This window comes from Janthinobacterium sp. CG_23.4 (genome assembly GCF_029892305.1).
Taxonomy (GTDB): Bacteria; Pseudomonadota; Gammaproteobacteria; order Burkholderiales; family Burkholderiaceae_D; genus Janthinobacterium; species Janthinobacterium lividum_D.
The window spans coordinates 4,551,865-4,568,001 of record NZ_JARXUX010000001.1; the positions used below are offsets into that span (position 1 = coordinate 4,551,865).

The 16,137-nt window shown below is 60.4% G+C and carries 18 protein-coding genes; 11 read left to right on the plus strand and 7 right to left on the minus strand.

The window, feature by feature from the left end:
• Nucleotides 1-44 precede the first annotated feature (44 nt).
• The 9 genes from H4V96_RS20435 (at nt 45) to H4V96_RS20475 (ending at nt 8,254) form a co-directional block, all read left to right on the plus strand.
• Complete coding sequence (locus tag H4V96_RS20435) at nt 45-1,178, plus strand: ABC transporter permease (RefSeq protein ID WP_196857082.1); 1,134 nt, start codon at nt 45-47, stop codon at nt 1,176-1,178.
• Nucleotides 1,178-2,077: an ATP-binding cassette domain-containing protein gene (locus H4V96_RS20440; RefSeq protein WP_196857081.1), complete on the plus strand. Its 900-nt coding sequence runs from the start codon at nt 1,178-1,180 to the stop codon at nt 2,075-2,077. The genes H4V96_RS20435 and H4V96_RS20440 overlap by 1 nt, the downstream gene beginning before the upstream one ends.
• On the plus strand, nt 2,077-3,036 hold the full coding sequence (locus H4V96_RS20445; RefSeq protein ID WP_196857080.1) for an MlaD family protein: 960 nt from the start codon (nt 2,077-2,079) through the stop codon (nt 3,034-3,036). The genes H4V96_RS20440 and H4V96_RS20445 overlap by 1 nt, the downstream gene beginning before the upstream one ends.
• A 12-nt stretch (nt 3,037-3,048) precedes the next feature.
• Nucleotides 3,049-3,666: an ABC-type transport auxiliary lipoprotein family protein gene (locus H4V96_RS20450; RefSeq protein ID WP_196857079.1), complete on the plus strand. Its 618-nt coding sequence runs from the start codon at nt 3,049-3,051 to the stop codon at nt 3,664-3,666.
• A 10-nt stretch (nt 3,667-3,676) separates the two neighbouring features.
• Nucleotides 3,677-4,864, plus strand: coding sequence for a VanZ family protein (locus H4V96_RS20455; protein WP_196857078.1), 1,188 nt, complete (start codon nt 3,677-3,679; stop codon nt 4,862-4,864).
• 40 nt (nt 4,865-4,904) lie between these two features.
• Nucleotides 4,905-5,222, plus strand: coding sequence for a ferredoxin (locus tag H4V96_RS20460; protein WP_029496727.1), 318 nt, complete (start codon nt 4,905-4,907; stop codon nt 5,220-5,222).
• A gap of 35 nt (nt 5,223-5,257) precedes the next feature.
• Nucleotides 5,258-5,911 (plus strand): alpha/beta hydrolase, encoded by a 654-nt coding sequence (locus H4V96_RS20465; protein WP_196857077.1) that lies wholly within the window; start codon nt 5,258-5,260, stop codon nt 5,909-5,911.
• Between the two features lie 110 nt (nt 5,912-6,021).
• Nucleotides 6,022-7,167: a D-alanyl-D-alanine carboxypeptidase family protein gene (locus H4V96_RS20470; RefSeq protein ID WP_010401984.1), complete on the plus strand. Its 1,146-nt coding sequence runs from the start codon at nt 6,022-6,024 to the stop codon at nt 7,165-7,167.
• A 160-nt stretch (nt 7,168-7,327) separates the two neighbouring features.
• Nucleotides 7,328-8,254, plus strand: coding sequence for an aldo/keto reductase (locus tag H4V96_RS20475; protein WP_196857085.1), 927 nt, complete (start codon nt 7,328-7,330; stop codon nt 8,252-8,254).
• A 2-nt stretch (nt 8,255-8,256) separates the two neighbouring features.
• On the opposite strand, the gene pssA is transcribed toward H4V96_RS20475, so the two are convergent.
• Nucleotides 8,257-9,051, minus strand: a complete 795-nt coding sequence (gene pssA, locus H4V96_RS20480; protein ID WP_261980836.1) for a CDP-diacylglycerol--serine O-phosphatidyltransferase — start codon at nt 9,049-9,051, stop codon at nt 8,257-8,259.
• A 214-nt stretch (nt 9,052-9,265) separates the two neighbouring features.
• Between pssA and H4V96_RS20485 the strand changes: the two genes are divergently transcribed.
• A complete protein-coding gene (locus H4V96_RS20485) occupies nt 9,266-10,216 on the plus strand; it encodes a CAP domain-containing protein (RefSeq protein ID WP_280721132.1) in 951 nt (316 codons plus the stop codon).
• 108 nt (nt 10,217-10,324) lie between these two features.
• Nucleotides 10,325-10,960, plus strand: coding sequence for an Hpt domain-containing protein (locus tag H4V96_RS20490; RefSeq protein WP_196857076.1), 636 nt, complete (start codon nt 10,325-10,327; stop codon nt 10,958-10,960).
• Between the two features lie 9 nt (nt 10,961-10,969).
• Here the strand turns inward: H4V96_RS20490 and H4V96_RS20495 are convergent, their stop codons facing one another.
• The 6 genes from H4V96_RS20495 to rpmH form a co-directional block, all read right to left on the minus strand.
• Nucleotides 10,970-11,170 carry a hypothetical protein gene (locus tag H4V96_RS20495; protein ID WP_010401990.1) on the minus strand — a complete coding sequence of 67 codons (201 nt, stop codon included), beginning with the start codon at nt 11,168-11,170 and terminating at the stop codon, nt 10,970-10,972.
• A 264-nt stretch (nt 11,171-11,434) separates the two neighbouring features.
• Complete coding sequence (mnmE, locus tag H4V96_RS20500; protein WP_010401991.1) at nt 11,435-12,814, minus strand: tRNA uridine-5-carboxymethylaminomethyl(34) synthesis GTPase MnmE; 1,380 nt, start codon at nt 12,812-12,814, stop codon at nt 11,435-11,437.
• A gap of 185 nt (nt 12,815-12,999) precedes the next feature.
• Nucleotides 13,000-14,736, minus strand: coding sequence for a membrane protein insertase YidC (gene yidC / locus H4V96_RS20505; RefSeq protein ID WP_196857075.1), 1,737 nt, complete (start codon nt 14,734-14,736; stop codon nt 13,000-13,002).
• 11 nt (nt 14,737-14,747) lie between these two features.
• Nucleotides 14,748-15,008 (minus strand): membrane protein insertion efficiency factor YidD, encoded by a 261-nt coding sequence (gene yidD, locus H4V96_RS20510; protein WP_010401993.1) that lies wholly within the window; start codon nt 15,006-15,008, stop codon nt 14,748-14,750.
• Nucleotides 15,005-15,442, minus strand: a complete 438-nt coding sequence (gene rnpA, locus H4V96_RS20515) for a ribonuclease P protein component (protein ID WP_085940411.1) — start codon at nt 15,440-15,442, stop codon at nt 15,005-15,007. The genes yidD and rnpA overlap by 4 nt, the downstream gene beginning before the upstream one ends.
• A gap of 23 nt (nt 15,443-15,465) precedes the next feature.
• The gene (gene rpmH, locus H4V96_RS20520) at nt 15,466-15,600 is read right to left on the minus strand and encodes a 50S ribosomal protein L34 (protein WP_010401996.1); all 135 of its coding nucleotides are present in this window, start codon (nt 15,598-15,600) and stop codon (nt 15,466-15,468) included.
• Nucleotides 15,601-16,137 lie beyond the last annotated feature (537 nt).

Sequence of the window (16,137 nt, forward strand, 5' to 3'; positions counted from 1 at the left end):
GAACAGCGGTGGCGGTCTGCGCCATTCTCCCTTAAACTGGTGCGATGCCGACTGTACAATCGCCGAAACTGACCCTCTCCCAGACCAGCTCCCAACAGGGATCCCTTGTCACTGCCAGCGGCACTTGGCAAGTGCACGCGCTGGCGCATGACAATGCCATCAAGACCATCGACGCCCAGCTCAAGCCCTTGCAGGGCGATGCCAAGGTGCAATGGGACCTGTCGCAGATCGACAGCATTGACCATATCGGCGCCCAGCTGTTCTGGAACGCCTGGGGCAAGCAGCGCCCAGCGCAGCTGACCCTGGCGCCTTCGCTGGAAGAGTTTTTCCGGCGCATAGAAGAAACGGGCCCCCTGGAAACGCCGTCCTCGCGCGCCAACCGCCTCACGCCCGTGATGAAGCTGGGCATGACCATGCTGCTGTTTTTCGAACATTTGAAGGGTTTTATTGCCCTGGTGGGCCAGGTGACGCAAGATATCGGCCGCTTTGCGCGCCATCCCATGCGCGGACCATGGCGTGAAATTTCCGCCAATATATTCCATGCGGGCTTCCAGGCGCTGGGCATCACGGCGCTCGTGGGTTTTCTGATCGGCGTGGTGCTGTCCTATCTATCGGCACAGCAGCTGCGCGCCTTTGGCGGCGATATTTATCTGGTCAACCTGCTAGGCATGAGCGTCATCCGCGAACTGGGGCCGTTATTGGCGGCCATTCTCGTCGCTGGCCGCTCGGGTTCGTCGATCACCGCGCAACTGGGCGTCATGCGCGTCACGGAAGAGCTCGACGCCATGCTGGTGATGGGCATTTCGCACGGTTTCCGCCTGATCATGCCGAAAGTACTGGCCCTGGCCATTTCCATGCCCCTGCTTGTCATCTGGACGGATACGGCCGCGCTGATCGGCGGCATGGTAGCGGCCAAGGTGGAATTGAACTTGTCGGCGCGCTACTTCATCCAGAAGCTGCCTGATGCCGTACCGCTGGCCAACTACATGATCGGCCTGGGCAAAGGCGTTATCTTCGGCATGCTGATCGCTCTCGTCTCTTGCCACTTCGGCCTGCGCATCAAGGCCAATACGGAAAGCCTGGGGCACGGCACCACCACCGCCGTCGTCACGGCTATTACCGTGGTGATCCTGGCCGATGCCGTGTTTGCCATCGTCTTCAATGGAGTAGGATATTGATGACTCACAACGATATCGCTGGCAAGGTGCGCGAGGGCAACGAGGGCCGCTTCAACCTGCATGGCAGCGCACCCGTGGTGGAAATCACCAACTTGTGGACCAAGTTCGGCCGCACCGTCGTGCACCAGGACTTGAACCTGGAAATCGAACGGGGCGAAATCCTCTCCATCGTGGGCGGCTCCGGCACGGGCAAGACGGTACTGCTGCGCCAGATGCTGGGCCTGGAACATCCGGCGCGGGGCTGCGTCAAAGTATTTGGCGAAGATATTAACAAGGCCAGCTCGGACCAGTTGCAGCAATTGCGTAACCACTGGGGCATGCTGTTCCAGCAAGGCGCGCTGTATTCGGCCCTGACCGTGTTCGACAATGTGGCACAGCCGATGCGCGAACTGCGCGTGCTGCCTGAAGCACTCATACGCGACGCGGTGCTGTTAAAGATGAACATGGTGGGACTGGGTCCGGAGCATGCGCTGAAAATGCCGTCTGACTTGTCGGGCGGCATGATCAAGCGCGTGGCGCTGGCGCGCGCCCTGGCGCTGGAGCCAAAACTGCTGTTCCTGGACGAACCGACGGCCGGCCTGGACCCGGACTTGTCGGAAAGCTTTGTCTCTTTGATCCAGTCGCTGCACCGCGAACTGGGCTTGACGGTGGTGATGGTCACGCATGACCTCGACACCTTGTTCGCCCTGTCCACGCGTATCGCCGTGCTGGCTGAAAAACACGTGATCGCCCTCGGCCCCACGCGCGAAGTGATCGAAGTGGACCACCGCTTCATCAAGCAATTTTTCCTCGGCGACCGCGGCAAGCGCGCGCTGGCCGTCCTGGACGAAAAACAGGCGGCAGCCAAGGCCGCACAGCCAGGCGACGACGCCGGTACAGACAAGAAAGCGGAGGAGTAATGGAAAACAGATCACATGCCCTGATGACGGGATTTTTTACCCTCACCCTGCTGGTGGCCGCCGTTTTGTTCGGCGTCTGGTTCAACCGCGACCGCGTGGAACGGGTCCCGTACTTGCTGGCCACCACCCTGTCCGTACCGGGCCTCAATCCACAGGCCACCGTGCGCTACCGGGGCCTGGAAGTGGGCAAGGTCGACGGCATCGATTTCGACGCGCAAAAAGCGGGGCAAATCCTCGTGCACATCAGCGTCGCGCCCGACACGCCCATCACCAACACCACCTTTGCCACCCTGGGCTACCAGGGCGTAACGGGCATTGCCTATATCCAGCTCGACGATGAACATGTGGGCTCGACACTGCTGGGCACCAGCAAGGACAAGCCGACACTGATTCCCCTGCGTGCCGGCTTGCTCGACCAGCTGGAAAAGCGCGGCAAGCGCATCCTCGACCAGGCCGAGCAGATCACCAACAAGGTCAACAATCTGCTCAGTTCCGACAACCAGGCGGCCATGCTGGGCGCCTTCAATGAAGTGGGTAAGGCGGCCAAGGCCTTTGGCGCCATTCCGCAGCAACTGGCGCCAACCTTGACGCAATTGCCGCAACTGACGGAACAAACGCGACAAACCTTGACAGCCGTCAGTACGGCCAGCAAGAACGTATCGGACTTGACGGCCACCTGGAAAAAACTCGGTAACGACATCCAAGCGCCAGGCGGCGTGCTGGAGAAGGTGAATGGCACGGTCGAACGGGTCGGCCATTCGGTGGAAACGGTGGCCAATGGCGTATCGCTGGAAGTGCTGCCGCAGGTCATCGAACTGAGTGGCGAGGCGCGCTCCTCGATGCGCGCACTGAAAACGACCATGAGCACGCTCAATGAACAGCCGCAGAGCATCTTGTTCGGCGCCCCAGACATCCCGCCCGGCCCGGGCGAGCCCGGTTTTTCGGCGCCGGGCAAATAAGGAGAACGCACCATGCAACTTTCACGCAACGTCACCGTGCTGGCCCTGGCCGGCACTTTCCTGCTGGGCGGCTGCGCCAGCCGCGGCCCCGTTCCCACGTTTTATGATTTCGGCCCTGCCGCGCCGCAAGCAGCGGCGGCACAAGCGGCCGCACCAGGCGTGCCCGTGCTGGTCATGGCCGACGCCACCGGCCCTTCCTGGCTGGACAGCCAGCGCATGTATTACCGATTGCTGTACGCCGATGCACAGCAATCGCGTCCGTACGCCTACAACCGCTGGAACACGCCGCCGCTGCAACTATTAAGCCAGCGCCTGAAAACCCGCTTAGCGCAGAGCGGCGTGAAAGTGCTGTCGACCACGGACGCGGCCGCCGGCATGCCCCTGCTGCGCATCGACGTCGACGATTTTTCGCAAAACTTCGATACGCAAACGCGCAGCAGCGGCCACGTCTCGCTGCGCATCTCGCTGTTCCGCGGGCACCGCCTGATCAACCAGAAAACCTTCAGCCGCAGCAGCCCGGCCAACAGCGCCGATGCGCAAGGCGGCGCGCAGGCACTGGCGGCGGCCTCGGACGCCATCGCCGCCGACCTGCTGTCCTGGCTGGGCACGCTGACCATCGCGAAAGAATGACCGCTACAGAATGAGCGCATCCGCAGCCCCTGCCAGCTCGCCAGCGCCACTGCCGCCCGCACGCTCGTCGCCCGTATCGCGCGCGACCCTGCTCGCCTACGTCTTTCTGATCGTGTACGCCAGTTGGTTCCCGTTCACGGGCTGGCACAGCAATGGCTTGTCGCCGCTGACTTTCCTGGAAAACACGCACATGCCCCGCTACTGGACCGGCTTTGACGTGGGCATCAACATCGTCGGCTACGTCCCGCTGGGCGCGCTGATCGTGTATTCACTGTTTCCAAGAATGACTGGTTTCTTTGCCATCGTGATCGCCAGCCTGTGCGGCGTCCTTATTTCCGGCGGCATGGAAGCGGTACAAACCTACCTGCCCAGCCGCGTCTCATCGAATCTCGACTTTTATACCAATTCGGCTGGCTGCTTCATCGGCGCCATCGTCGGTGCCTTGACGGCGCGCAAGCTGCTCGACCATAGCCATCTGTACCGCTTGCGCCAGCGCTGGTTTGCCCAGCACGCCAGCCAGGGCCTGGTACTCGTGGCTCTGTGGCCGCTGGCGCAAATTTATCCGCAAGGCTATCTGTTCGGCCTGGGCCAGCTGCTGCCCATCCTGTCGGACTGGCTTTCCAGCCTGATGGACATGGACATCGACCTGGCGTCCTACCTGCGCCCCGATGCAATATTGACTGTAGAGCAATATTGGCTATCGGAAACCATCATCACGGCTTGCGGCATGACGGGCGCCGTGCTCACCTTGCTGTGCCTGCTACGCCGCGCCGCGCCGCGCGCCGTGCTGATGCTCAGCCTGATCGTCGCCGCATTGATCGTGCGTTCGATGGCCAGCGCGCTGCTGTTTTCGCCGGAAAACGCTTTCGTCTGGATCACGCCGGGCGCCCAGGGCGGCTTTTTGATCGGCCTGATCATGCTCGGCGGCCTGGCATTCGCACCCCACGTGGCACAGCGCCGTATTGCGGCCGCCACCTTGCTGCTGAGCCTAGTGATGGTGAATACAACGCCGATCAACCCGTATTTCATGTCTACCTTGCAAGGCTGGGTACAAGGTAAGTTTCTCAACTTCAATGGCGCGGCGCAATTCCTGGCCTTGCTATGGCCTTTCATGGCCCTGTGGTTCCTGTGCCTGCCCTCGCACCGCTTGAACCGGCAGGACGATGCGCAACGCCAGCGTCGCGAAGACCCCCTATAAGCGCTATCATGGCGCATTCATGAATCAGCAGGAGCATAGTATGAGCGACGCACCGTATTTTGAACGCCACGTTTTTTTCTGCATGAATAAACGTGAAGACGGCCGCAACAGTTGCGGCGACCATGGCGCGGAAGCGGCGCAAAAGCATTGCAAGCGCCGCATCAAGGAACTCGACATGAATGGCGCAGGCAAGATCCGCATCAACCAGGCCGGCTGCCTGGACCGCTGCGAAGAAGGCCCGCTGCTGGTCATCTATCCGGAAGCAACCTGGTACACCTATGTCGACACCAGCGATATCGATGAAATCATCGATACGCACCTGGTGGGTGGCAAGGTCGTCGAACGCCTGAAGATTTAATGCCAATTTAAGACAATGCCACCAGTATGAGCATCATGAACAGAAACTCGGAAAAATTTACCCTGGCCGGCCATGCGGGCAGCATGCAAGGTTTGCTTGATTTCCCTGCAGACACCCCGCGCGGCATCGCCCTCGTTGCCCACCCGCATCCGCTGTATGGCGGCACAATGGATAACAAGGTCACGCAAACCCTGGCGCGCGCCTTTGTCGCCCTCGGTTACGTCGTGGCGCGCATCAATTTCCGCGGTGTCGGTGCTTCCGAAGGCGTACACGACCATGGCGCGGGCGAAACGGACGACATGCAATTGCTGTACGAACACATGCGCAGCCTGTATCCAGGCTTGCCCGTGGCCTTGTCCGGTTTCTCGTTCGGCACCTTCGTGCAATCGAAACTGCAGGAACGCCTGGCCGCCGCCGGCACGCCCGTCGAGCGCCTGGCGCTGATCGGCAGTGCGGCTGGCAAGTGGGCCATGGCGGAGATTCCGGCCGACACGATTTTGATCCATGGCGAACTGGACGACACGATTCCCCTGTCTGCCGTCTTCGACTGGGCCCGTCCACAGGACATTCCCGTGATCGTGATCCCCGGCGCCGACCACTTTTTCCACCGCAAGCTCAATCACATCAAGAACCTCGTGATTGCCCTGTGGCATGGTGACAAACCCGCCATCGCAGCAGATGATCATTGAAGTGTGGGCTTACTACCGTCTCCACGGCTATAATTGATCCGTTTTTTCCACGTGGCCATGTTAATAACAACATGGCCCCCAGCCTTCATCTTTTTCGCAGACCAGCCTCCATGAAAAAACTTTTAGCGGCACTGGCCTCCAGTGTACTTTTCCTATCCGCCGCCTACGCCCAGAGCGTTCCAGCTCCGACCATCGCCGCCAAGTCCTGGTTGCTGCTCGACGCCACCAGTGGCCAGATCATTGCTTCGCAAGATCCGGGCGCGCGCATCGAGCCAGCATCGTTGACCAAGATCATGACCGCTTACCTGACCTTCGCCGCCATCCGCGAAAAGAAACTGGCGCTGGACCAAAAAGTGAATGTTTCCGTGCGCGCTTGGAAAGTCGACTCGAGCAGCTCAAAGATGTTCATCGACCCGGCCACTCCTGTGTCGATCGACGACTTGCTGCATGGCCTGATGATTCAATCGGGTAACGATGCCGCCGTGGCACTGGCTGAAGCTGTTGCCGGCGATGAAAGCACCTTCGTCGTGCTGATGAACCGCGAAGCCCAGCGCATGGGCCTGAAAAATACGCGTTTTGCCAATCCGCATGGCTTGCCTAGCCCCGATAACTATTCCACGGCGCAAGACTTGTCCGTCCTGGCCCAGCGCGTGATCGCCGACTATCCGGAATTCTACAAGATCGATTCGGTTAAAAGTTTCACGTATAACAAGATCACCCAGCCTAACCGCAACCGCCTGCTGTGGCTGGACCCGACCGTGGACGGCATGAAAACCGGTCACACGGAAGCGGCGGGCTATTGCATGATCGCTTCGGCCCGCCGTCCAGGTGGCACCGGCGAGCGCCGTCTGATCTCCGTCGTGCTGGGCACTTCGTCGGACCAGGCGCGTACGCAGGAGAGCCAGAAGCTGCTGAACTGGGGCTTCCAGAACTTCGATACGGTCAAGCTGTACTCGAAAGGCCAGGCAGTGGCCACGCCGGAAGTATGGAAAGGCTCGAAAGGCACCGTGAAAATCGGTTTTGCGCGCGATGTGCTCGTCACCGTGCCAAAAGGCATGGCTGCCAAAATGAAGCCGGTGCTGGAACGCAAGGACCCGCTGGTCGCGCCACTGGCTGAAAACGCCTCGGTCGGCAAACTGAAAATGATGGTGGACGACAAGGTTCTGCTGGAACTGCCTGTCGTAGCGTTGGAAACCATCAACCAGGCCACCATTTTTGGTCGCGCCTGGGATTCGATGCGCCTGTGGATGAAATAAGCACTGAGAAGCACTGAGCATCCCCCTAAAAAATGCCCGCAGACACTGCGGGCATTTTTTTCGTCTTGCGCCGCGTCCAATGACTTCAGCGCAGCATGCTATAGATTAGCTGGCTATAATCGTGGCAAGTCCCTCCACGCCACCATCAGAAAGCCAGCCCATGAGCCATGTGTTTCCCGCCAGCCTGCAAGCACCGCGCAGCCGTTTAAGCCACAACGGTCCCGAACTGTCGCGCATCGTCGCCGGCATGTGGCGCATCGGCGAATGGAATATGTCGGCGCAGCAGCGCCTGGCCTTCATCGAGCAATGCCTGGCGTTGGGCGTATCGAGTTTCGACCATGCCGATATCTATGGCGACTACAGCGCCGAAGGCTTGTTTGGGGAAGCGCTGGCCCTGCAGCCAGGCTTGCGCGACAAGATGGAACTGGTCAGCAAGTGCGGCATCAAGCTGCTCTCACCGCACCGTCCCGGTCATGCCATCCAGCATTACGACACGAGCGCGGCACACATCACCAGTTCCGTGGAACACACCTTGCGCCAACTGCACACGGACCGTCTGGATTTGCTGCTGATCCACCGCCCCGATCCGTTGATGGATTTCGACGCGATCGCCGCGACGTTTACCCAGCTACAACAAGCGGGCAAGGTCCTGCACTTTGGCGTGTCGAACTTTAGCCGCCACCAGTTCGAGTGCCTGCACCGACGTTTCCCGCTCGTGACGAACCAGGTAGAGTTTTCGCCGTTGCACGTGGCGCCCCTGTTCGACGAAACTTTCGACGGCCTGCAGGATGTGGGGGTGGCGCCGATGATCTGGTCGCCGCTGGCCGGTGGCCGGCTGTTCCAGGGTGGCGATGCGAATGTGGAAAACTTGCGCAATGTCATCAAGCAGATCGCCGACCAACTGCAGCGCCCGTTTGCCAGCGTGGTGTTTGCCTGGATCATGCAACTACCATGCCGCCCCCTGCCGTTGACGGGCTCGGGCCGCATCGAGGCCTTGGGCGTAGCCGTGGAAGGCACGCAATTTTCGCTCAGCCGCAGCGACTGGTTCGCCATCCTGCGCGCCGCGCGCGGGCACGAGGTGGCTTGAGATTAATCGATTTCATCAGCGTCATTAAAGACTTGCGGCAACGCAATGCCGCGCCAGCCCAGATACCAAGCCAGGTTCAGCGCCAGGGTGGCGGCGATATAGACGGCAAAGAATAGCGCAAAGAAGCTGGTCTTGAGCCACACCAGCAGCGCGATGGCCACGATGAGCAGCAGCAGCGCTGCCAGGCTTTTCTTTTGCTTGGAGCTGGGGAAGCGCAAGGTCGACACCATCAGGCTACCCACGCCCACCAGCAGCAGCATCAGCAGGTAGCTATGCAGCATGGAATCAATCGGTGCCGGCCAGGCCACTACCACGGCCGCCACGCAGGCGGCACCGGCAGTGATCGGCATGCCGACAAAATACAGGGGATCGGTACGCCCGACATTCACATTGAAGCGCGCCAGGCGCATGGCGCCGCAGGCGACAAAGAAGAAGCTGGCCATGCCGCCAAAACGCAGCAGCAGCGGGTCGTGCACCCCCATTTGCACAAAGCCATAGCAGTATAACAACACGGCTGGGGCGCAGCCGAAATTCATCACGTCGGCGATGGAATCGAGCTGCACGCCGAACTGCGAACTGGTGTTCGTCAGGCGCGCCACATAGCCGTCGAGCGCATCGAACACCCCGGCGAGCACCAGCAGCGCCGCGGCCAGGCGATAGGCATCCGCGTCGCCCACTGCGGCGTTATCGACGGAAATGACGATGCTGGCAAAACCGCAGGCTATCGACAGCAAAGTTACCAGGCTGGGCAAGGCGTATTTGGCGCGCTGCAGGCGCGACTTGGGCAATGTGTTCAAATTATGGGCAATCTAAGTAGCGGATATAAGGCAATGCAGCGGCAAAAGCTGCGCTGAGCGCATTCTACCCTGCGCATACGCAGCAATATCTGCGCACGAGCACACGACATATCTTTTCATGGATGCTCTACGCCAGATCAAAATGCCTTAGAATCGTTTCACAGAGTAGCACGCTGGTCCCCATTGCAGTCCGCTGATCCATACAGGAGTCAACTTGATTGTCTCGTCACTACCTTGTAAATACTGGCTGACCGCCCTGCTGAGCGCGGCCCTGTTGAGTGCCTGCGGCGGCGGCGATAGCGGCGGGAATACCTCGCCGAGCACAGCGACCCCGGCTGGACAGCTGCTACAGGAGCCGGGCGCTCCCGTGTCCAGCAACAATATTGCCACCGATGGCTTCAACTGGTTCAACTTCCGGCGCAGCCAGATCGGCCTGTCGCCACTGGTGCGCAATGGCTTGATCGACAGCGCGGCCCTGGGCCATTCGAATTATCTCAATATCAACAGCACGGTGGCGCACGAACAGTTACTGGACAAACCTGGCTTTACTGGCGTCAAACTGGGCAACCGCCTGGCCAAGGCCGGCTATGCCCTGGCGTCGCTGCAGGGCGAAGTCATCGCTGGCGCGAGCAACACCTCCGGCTTCTACCTGGCCGAAGAGCTGGTCACCGCCATCTATCACCGCTTCGTCATTTTCGAGCCGCTCTTCAAAGAGGGTGGCGCGGGTGCGGCCGTCAATGCCGCCGGCTACGCGTATTTCACCAGCGACCTGGCAAGCAACCGCAGCTATGGCCCCGGGCTGGCAGCCGCGCAAATCGTTACCTATCCATTTGGCGGACAGCAAAGGGTAGCCGTCAGCTTCTCCAGCGATAGCGAGGCGCCCGATCCCGTGCCGAACCAGGATGTCGTCGGCTACCCGATCAGCGTGCATGCCAACTACGGCAGCAGCGTCGACGTGACGGCGTTCAGCGTGCGCCAGCGCGGCGCCGGCACGGACCTGGCGGTGCGCCTGCTCGCCAGCGGCAGCGATGCGCACACGCCGATCTCGGCCGCAGCCATCGTTCCACTGGCGCCGCTGAGCGCGAACACCAGCTATGACGTGCGTTTCATCGGCAAGATCAATGGCGCGGACATCGCGACCAACTGGTCATTCAGCACGCGCTAGCCTGGCATCGCATGGCTGGCGGGCGCGCTGTTGAGGACGCCAGGATGTAAAATGGCGCTTCGTGCTTTACTGACATTGACAAGTTTTTGGGCTCTCTGCACACCAGGCATGCTGAAACCACACACCACTTGCGATGATGATGCCGCCTTAGCGGCATCCGACATGGTCCGTATTCTCGACGTCGAGAACGGACTAGAGCGCATCATGGGCGACCGCATCCTGTACCTGAAAATCCTGCGCCGCTTCCTGCATGACCACGGCACCACGCCGTGCCAAATCCGCGTCGAATTCGACGCCGGCAACTATGCCAGCGCGCGCCTGAAAGCGCATACCCTGAAAGGCGCCGCCGGCATGATCGGTGCGCACCACGTGCACAGCCTGTCGGCAACCCTGGAATCGGCGCTGCGTGCTCAGGCGCCCGACCTGGCCCGACAGATGCTGCAACTGGAACTGGCGCAGGATCAATTGCTCGGTGCGGTGAGCAGCATGTTGGGCACGCCGGAAGCGAGCCATACGGCGGCGCAAGACGTCGCGCCCGATCCTGCCGCGCCAGCCATCCAGCTGCTACTGGCGCGCCTTGCCAGCCATCTGCGCGAAGGCGATGGCGCGGCTATCGACATCCTGGAAAACTCAGCCAGCCTGCTGGCCGCCAGCCTGGGCGTGCAGGCGTACCAGGAGGTGGCGAGCGCTGCATATGAGTTCAACTTCGACGGTGCTCTCGCGGCGCTGCTGCGGCGCCGCTAAATAGCAAAATCAACGATGGTATTGCGCCTCTTCCGCGTAAGCCAGACCGCAACTCTTGCCGCAAAAGCGGCGCACGGCGTCGAGCGGCTTGTCGCAATACCAGCACGCGCCTTTTGGCGGCAAGCTGGCGATCAATTCCGGCATGGCGGGCAATGGCCGCGCCAGCACCCCATATTCGCCCTGCACGACGTCCGGCTGTTTGCTGTCCATGGCGCTTCCTTTCCTGGCGGCACTTTAAGGCCGCTCAGCAAGGTTATGTCAGCGCAGTTTGAGGCCCATGACATTTCTCAAAGGCGTAGATGCTAAGCTGGCTTTCGCTAGCTGCGCACCGCATCCTTAGCCTGTTCATCGATGATTTTCTGCGGCCATGGCTATCGGGCATACTTGCTCGACAAGCACTGCCATCGCCGCCGTGCCTGGGGCAAAGAGCTTGGCACGCCGGCGAGCGAGATGTTCATCGACATGACGCTTCTTCTATTTGCCGATGCAAAAGCGGCTGAAGATCACGCCCAGCAAATCGTCAGGCGAAAACTCGCCCGTGATGCTCGACAATTGCACCTGTGCCAGGCGCAATTCTTCGGCAAACAGGTCCAGCGACTGGTCATCCTGCGCCGCGTGCGCGGCAGCGATGTTCAAGTGTTTGCCAGCCGATTTGAGCGCGATCAAATGGCGTTCGCGCGCCAGGTACAGCGATTCACCCGTCTGCTGCCAGCCAGCGATGCGTAGCAGCTCGGCGCGCAGCAAGTCGATGCCGATGTGTTCATGCGCAGACAGATACACATGCGTGGCATCGGCCAAGGTGTCCACGCTGGGCTTGTGGCCGGACAAGTCAATCTTGTTCCACACGCGCACCACCGGCACGCCTTCAGGGAAAGCGGCGACGATGGTTTCATCTGCCTGCGTGGGACCATGATCTGCGTCCAGCAGGTGCAAGATGACATCGGCCTTGCCGATCTCGCCCCAGGTGCGTTCGATGCCGATGCGCTCGACGGCGTCGATGGTGTCGCCGGCGCTACGGATACCGGCCGTGTCGATGATGTTGAGCGGAATACCTTCGATCTGGATGGTTTCGCTGACCTTGTCGCGCGTGGTGCCGGCAATCGGCGTCACGATCGCCACGTCGGCGCCGGCCAGCGCGTTCAACAGCGACGACTTGCCCACGTTGGGCTGGCCGGCCAGCACGACATTGAGACCTTCACGCAGCAGCGCGCCCTGCGCCGCCTGCGCAAACACTTTATTGAGCGCTTCGATGACGGCTTTCAATTGACCGCGCGCATTCGATTTTTCCAGGAAGTCGATCTCTTCTTCCGGGAAGTCCAGGGTCGCCTCGACCAGCATGCGCAAACCCGTCACCTGCTCCACCAGCGCGTGGATAGTGTTGGAAAACGCGCCCGACAGCGATTGCGAGGCAGACTTGGCGGCCGCCTCCGTGGAAGCATCGATCAGGTCGGCCACGGCTTCGGCTTGCGCCAGATCAAGCTTGTCATTCAAAAAGGCGCGGCGCGTGAATTCGCCCGGTTCGGCCAGGCGCAAGCCGCTGTCCTTGCCCGCCTCCAGCACGCGCGCCAGCAGCAGTTGCAACACGATAGGGCCGCCATGGCCCTGCAATTCCAGCACGTCTTCGCCCGTGTACGAATGCGGGCCTTTGAAGTGGATGGCGATGCCCTGATCGATGATGCTGCCATCAGTTTCCGTAAATGGCAGATAGGTGGCATGGCGCGCTTTCAACTGCTGCGCGCCGAACAGGGCCGTCATTAAGGGAGCGAGGTTTTTGCCGGAGGCGCGTACCACGCCGATGCCGCCGCGTCCGGGGGCGGTGGCGATGGCGGCGATAGGGGAAGAGTCGAGTTTCATGGGGATATTGTAATAGCTACGGCAAGGGAAGGTGCAGCAACGTAGGTCGGCTTAGCGCGCAGCGCGTAAGCCGACGCAGCACACGCTGGCGATAGTGTCGGATTACGCGTGGCCTTGCCACGCTAAACCGACCTACAAGAATTAAAAAGCCCGCACTAGGCGGGCTTTCTGTTCGCGGGCCGGAATTACTTGGCGGCGACCGCGTATTTCTTGGTGATCACCCATTGCTGGCCGATCGACAGAACGTTGTTGACGACCCAGTAGAGTACCAAGCCCGACGGAAAGAAGAAGAACATCACCGAGAATGCCAGTGGCATGAACAGCATCATCTTCGCTTGCATCGGATCGGCCGGGGCCGGGTTCAGCTTGGTCGTGATGTACATCGAGATCGCGTACAGCACGGGCAAGATGCACCATGGGTCATGCTGGGCCAGGTCGGTGATCCAGCCCATCCATGGCGCGCCGCGAATTTCCACGGACGCGTTCAGCACCCAGTACAGGGCGATAAAGACCGGCATCTGGATCAGGATGGGCAGGCAGCCGCCCAGCGGATTGATCTTTTCGGTCTTGTACAGCTCCATCGTGGCCTGGTTCATCTTTTGCGGATCGCCTTTGAAGCGCTCGCGGATCGCCTGCATCTTCGGCGTGACCAGTTTCATCTTCGCCATGCTGCGGTAGCCGGCAGCCGACAAGGGGAAAAACGCCAGTTTGATCAAGATGGTGAAGGCGATGATGGTCCAGCCCCAGTTACCCAGCACGCTGTGAATCTGTTCCATGACCCAGAACATGGGCTTGGCGATGATGGTCAGCCAGCCGTAATCCTTGACCAGTTCCAGGCCAGGCGATACCGATTCCAGCAAATGCGCGATTTGCGGACCCGAGTACAGCTTGCTGTCCATGCTGGCCGTGGCGCCTGGCGCCAGGGTAGGCAATGGCAGCACGTTGCCGATGGCGTACAAGTTGGTGCCGACCTTCTTGGTGAAGATGTCGCGCTTGGCGTTCTCAGGCGGAACAAAGGCGGAAACGAAGAAGTGTTGCGAAATCGCGAACCAGCCGCCATTCGCCGAGGCCGGATGCAGGCCCTTCATGGCGTTGTCGTTGCCCTTCTTCTCGTCTTCCAGGGCCGATTTCTCGATTTTCTCGAACGTCAGCTTCTGGTATTTGTCTTGCGGCGTGTACAGGGTCGGACCCGTGAAGCTGCTGTTGAAGAACGAGTCGCCGACCGGCTTGTTGCCGTCATGCGTCAGTTGCAGATACAGCTGCGGCGTGACAGGCGCTGCGCCCACGTTGGCCACGTCGTGGCGCACGTCGATGACGTAGTCGCCACGTTTGAAGATGAACGTCTTGCTCAGCTTGACGCCGCCTTCGACCGCTTCCATCACCAGTTGCACCTGCTTGCCGTCACCGAGGGTGCGCACGCCAGGCTGCACGGTAAAACCGCTCGCATGGGTGGGGAATGGACCGCCGACCAGGCCCGATTGCGCCAAGTAAGTATGGTTCGCGCCTTCGTCGAACAGCACTTCGTTTTGCTTGCCGTCGTCAGGCTGGCATACCTTGAACAGGCCGAAGCAACCGCCAAACCAGCCCGGATTGCCTGCGCCTTTGAATTTCAGCAATTCCAGACGCTTGACCTGGCCACCCAGGGTGTCGATATCGACCTTGATGACGTCGGTGGTGATGGTAATCACTTCGCGCTTGAACGCGGCGGGATCGACAGCCTCACCCGGCAGGGCAGGCACGCCTGCTGCAGCCGAGGCAGCCAGGGCATCCGTCTTGGCAGGGGTCGCAGGCGCCTTGGCGGTTTGTTCCGTGTTCGCGGAGAACATCGACGGCTTGCCGTTCGAGATCATCCATTCGTTCCAGAGAATTACCAGCGAGACGGAAAACACGATCCACAGGATGGTACGTTTATTGATATCCATTAGGGTATTTGTCAGGAGTGGTTGCAACCGCAAGCGGTCGTTGAAGATTGTTTGCAATCGGCCGGCGGCACCGGGTCGACGCCCCCTTCATTCCAGGGGTGGCAACGGCACAGCCGCTTGGCAGCCAGCAGGCTGCCCTTGGCAGTACCATGCACGCGCAGCGCTTCCATCGCGTAATGCGAACAACTCGGATAGAAACGGCAATTCTGTCCCAGCATGGGGCTAATCAGCAACTGATAAGCGCGCAGCAGGAACAGCAGCAGGGTTTTCATGGCGCGGACGGTGGTGGCGCAGCAACAGAACGGGCTTGGGCGGCGATTTGCGCCGCGAACAGGCGGCTCAATTCTTCACGCAGCTCGGCTTTGAGCCGGCTCGTGGTGGCCGGACCATCCTTGCTGTTGACAGCGCGCGACAAACGCACCACGCAGTCGACCGGCGGCATCGCGCTAATGCGAAACAGCTCGCGCGTGACGCGCTTGATCGTGTTGCGGGTCGCCGCGCGCGGCGCGAAACGCTTTGCCACAACGACGCCCAGCCGCGCATGCGGCAGTTGATTATGTCGGGTGTACAGCACAAAATGCGCTGTTTTTTGCGAAGGGCGCAAACGAAAAACGGATGAAAATTCATCCGTTTTAACGATACGCCGAAAGCGCGCGAAGTCGTGTGAACCTTCGCGTTGATTGCCGACTGGAGTACAGCTAGCCACGCGATCAGCTGTCAACGACAAGCCTAGACGGCCAGACGTTTGCGGCCCTTTGCGCGACGTGCGTTGAGCACATCACGGCCACCACGGGTAGCCATACGAGCGCGGAAGCCGTGCGTACGCTTGCGACGAACGACGGAAGGTTGGTAAGTACGTTTCATGTTGGTCTCGCTAAAAACAAAAAAAATGCAAAATCGGGTCTGACGTCCCGTCAGTTTTTGGTGCCAATGACAATCGCGCACTTATGCCAAGGCACAAGCTGGCCAATCTCATCGCCCGCTGGAACGCGCACCAAATCTACTACGCGCAGCGATTTGCGGCCTCCGGTGCTCACTGTGCCTTCGCACAGTTGCGCGCCTCAGCCACAACTCATCACCGCTCGCTACGATTTGGTACTGCGTCGTTAATCCACGCTTAGTCCATATTGTCGTTCCAAATGAATAAACACGGAATACGGGCGGGGAACCCTGAATTATTCAGCATATCCCCCCCTCTTGTCAAGGATTGCCGCGATTGCCAGGAAATTTTTGCGCCAGGCTGTGTCTGCCGTCAAGGCCACGCCACAAGCCGCGCCAGCACTGCCGGCGACGGGATAACCGGGGGATAAGTCGCCTCTTATACACACGGCGCCCCACCTCGCCACAGAAAAATAAGCGTCGTGCCTGTGGATAACTTTGGCAGTCGGGAGTAGAATAGCG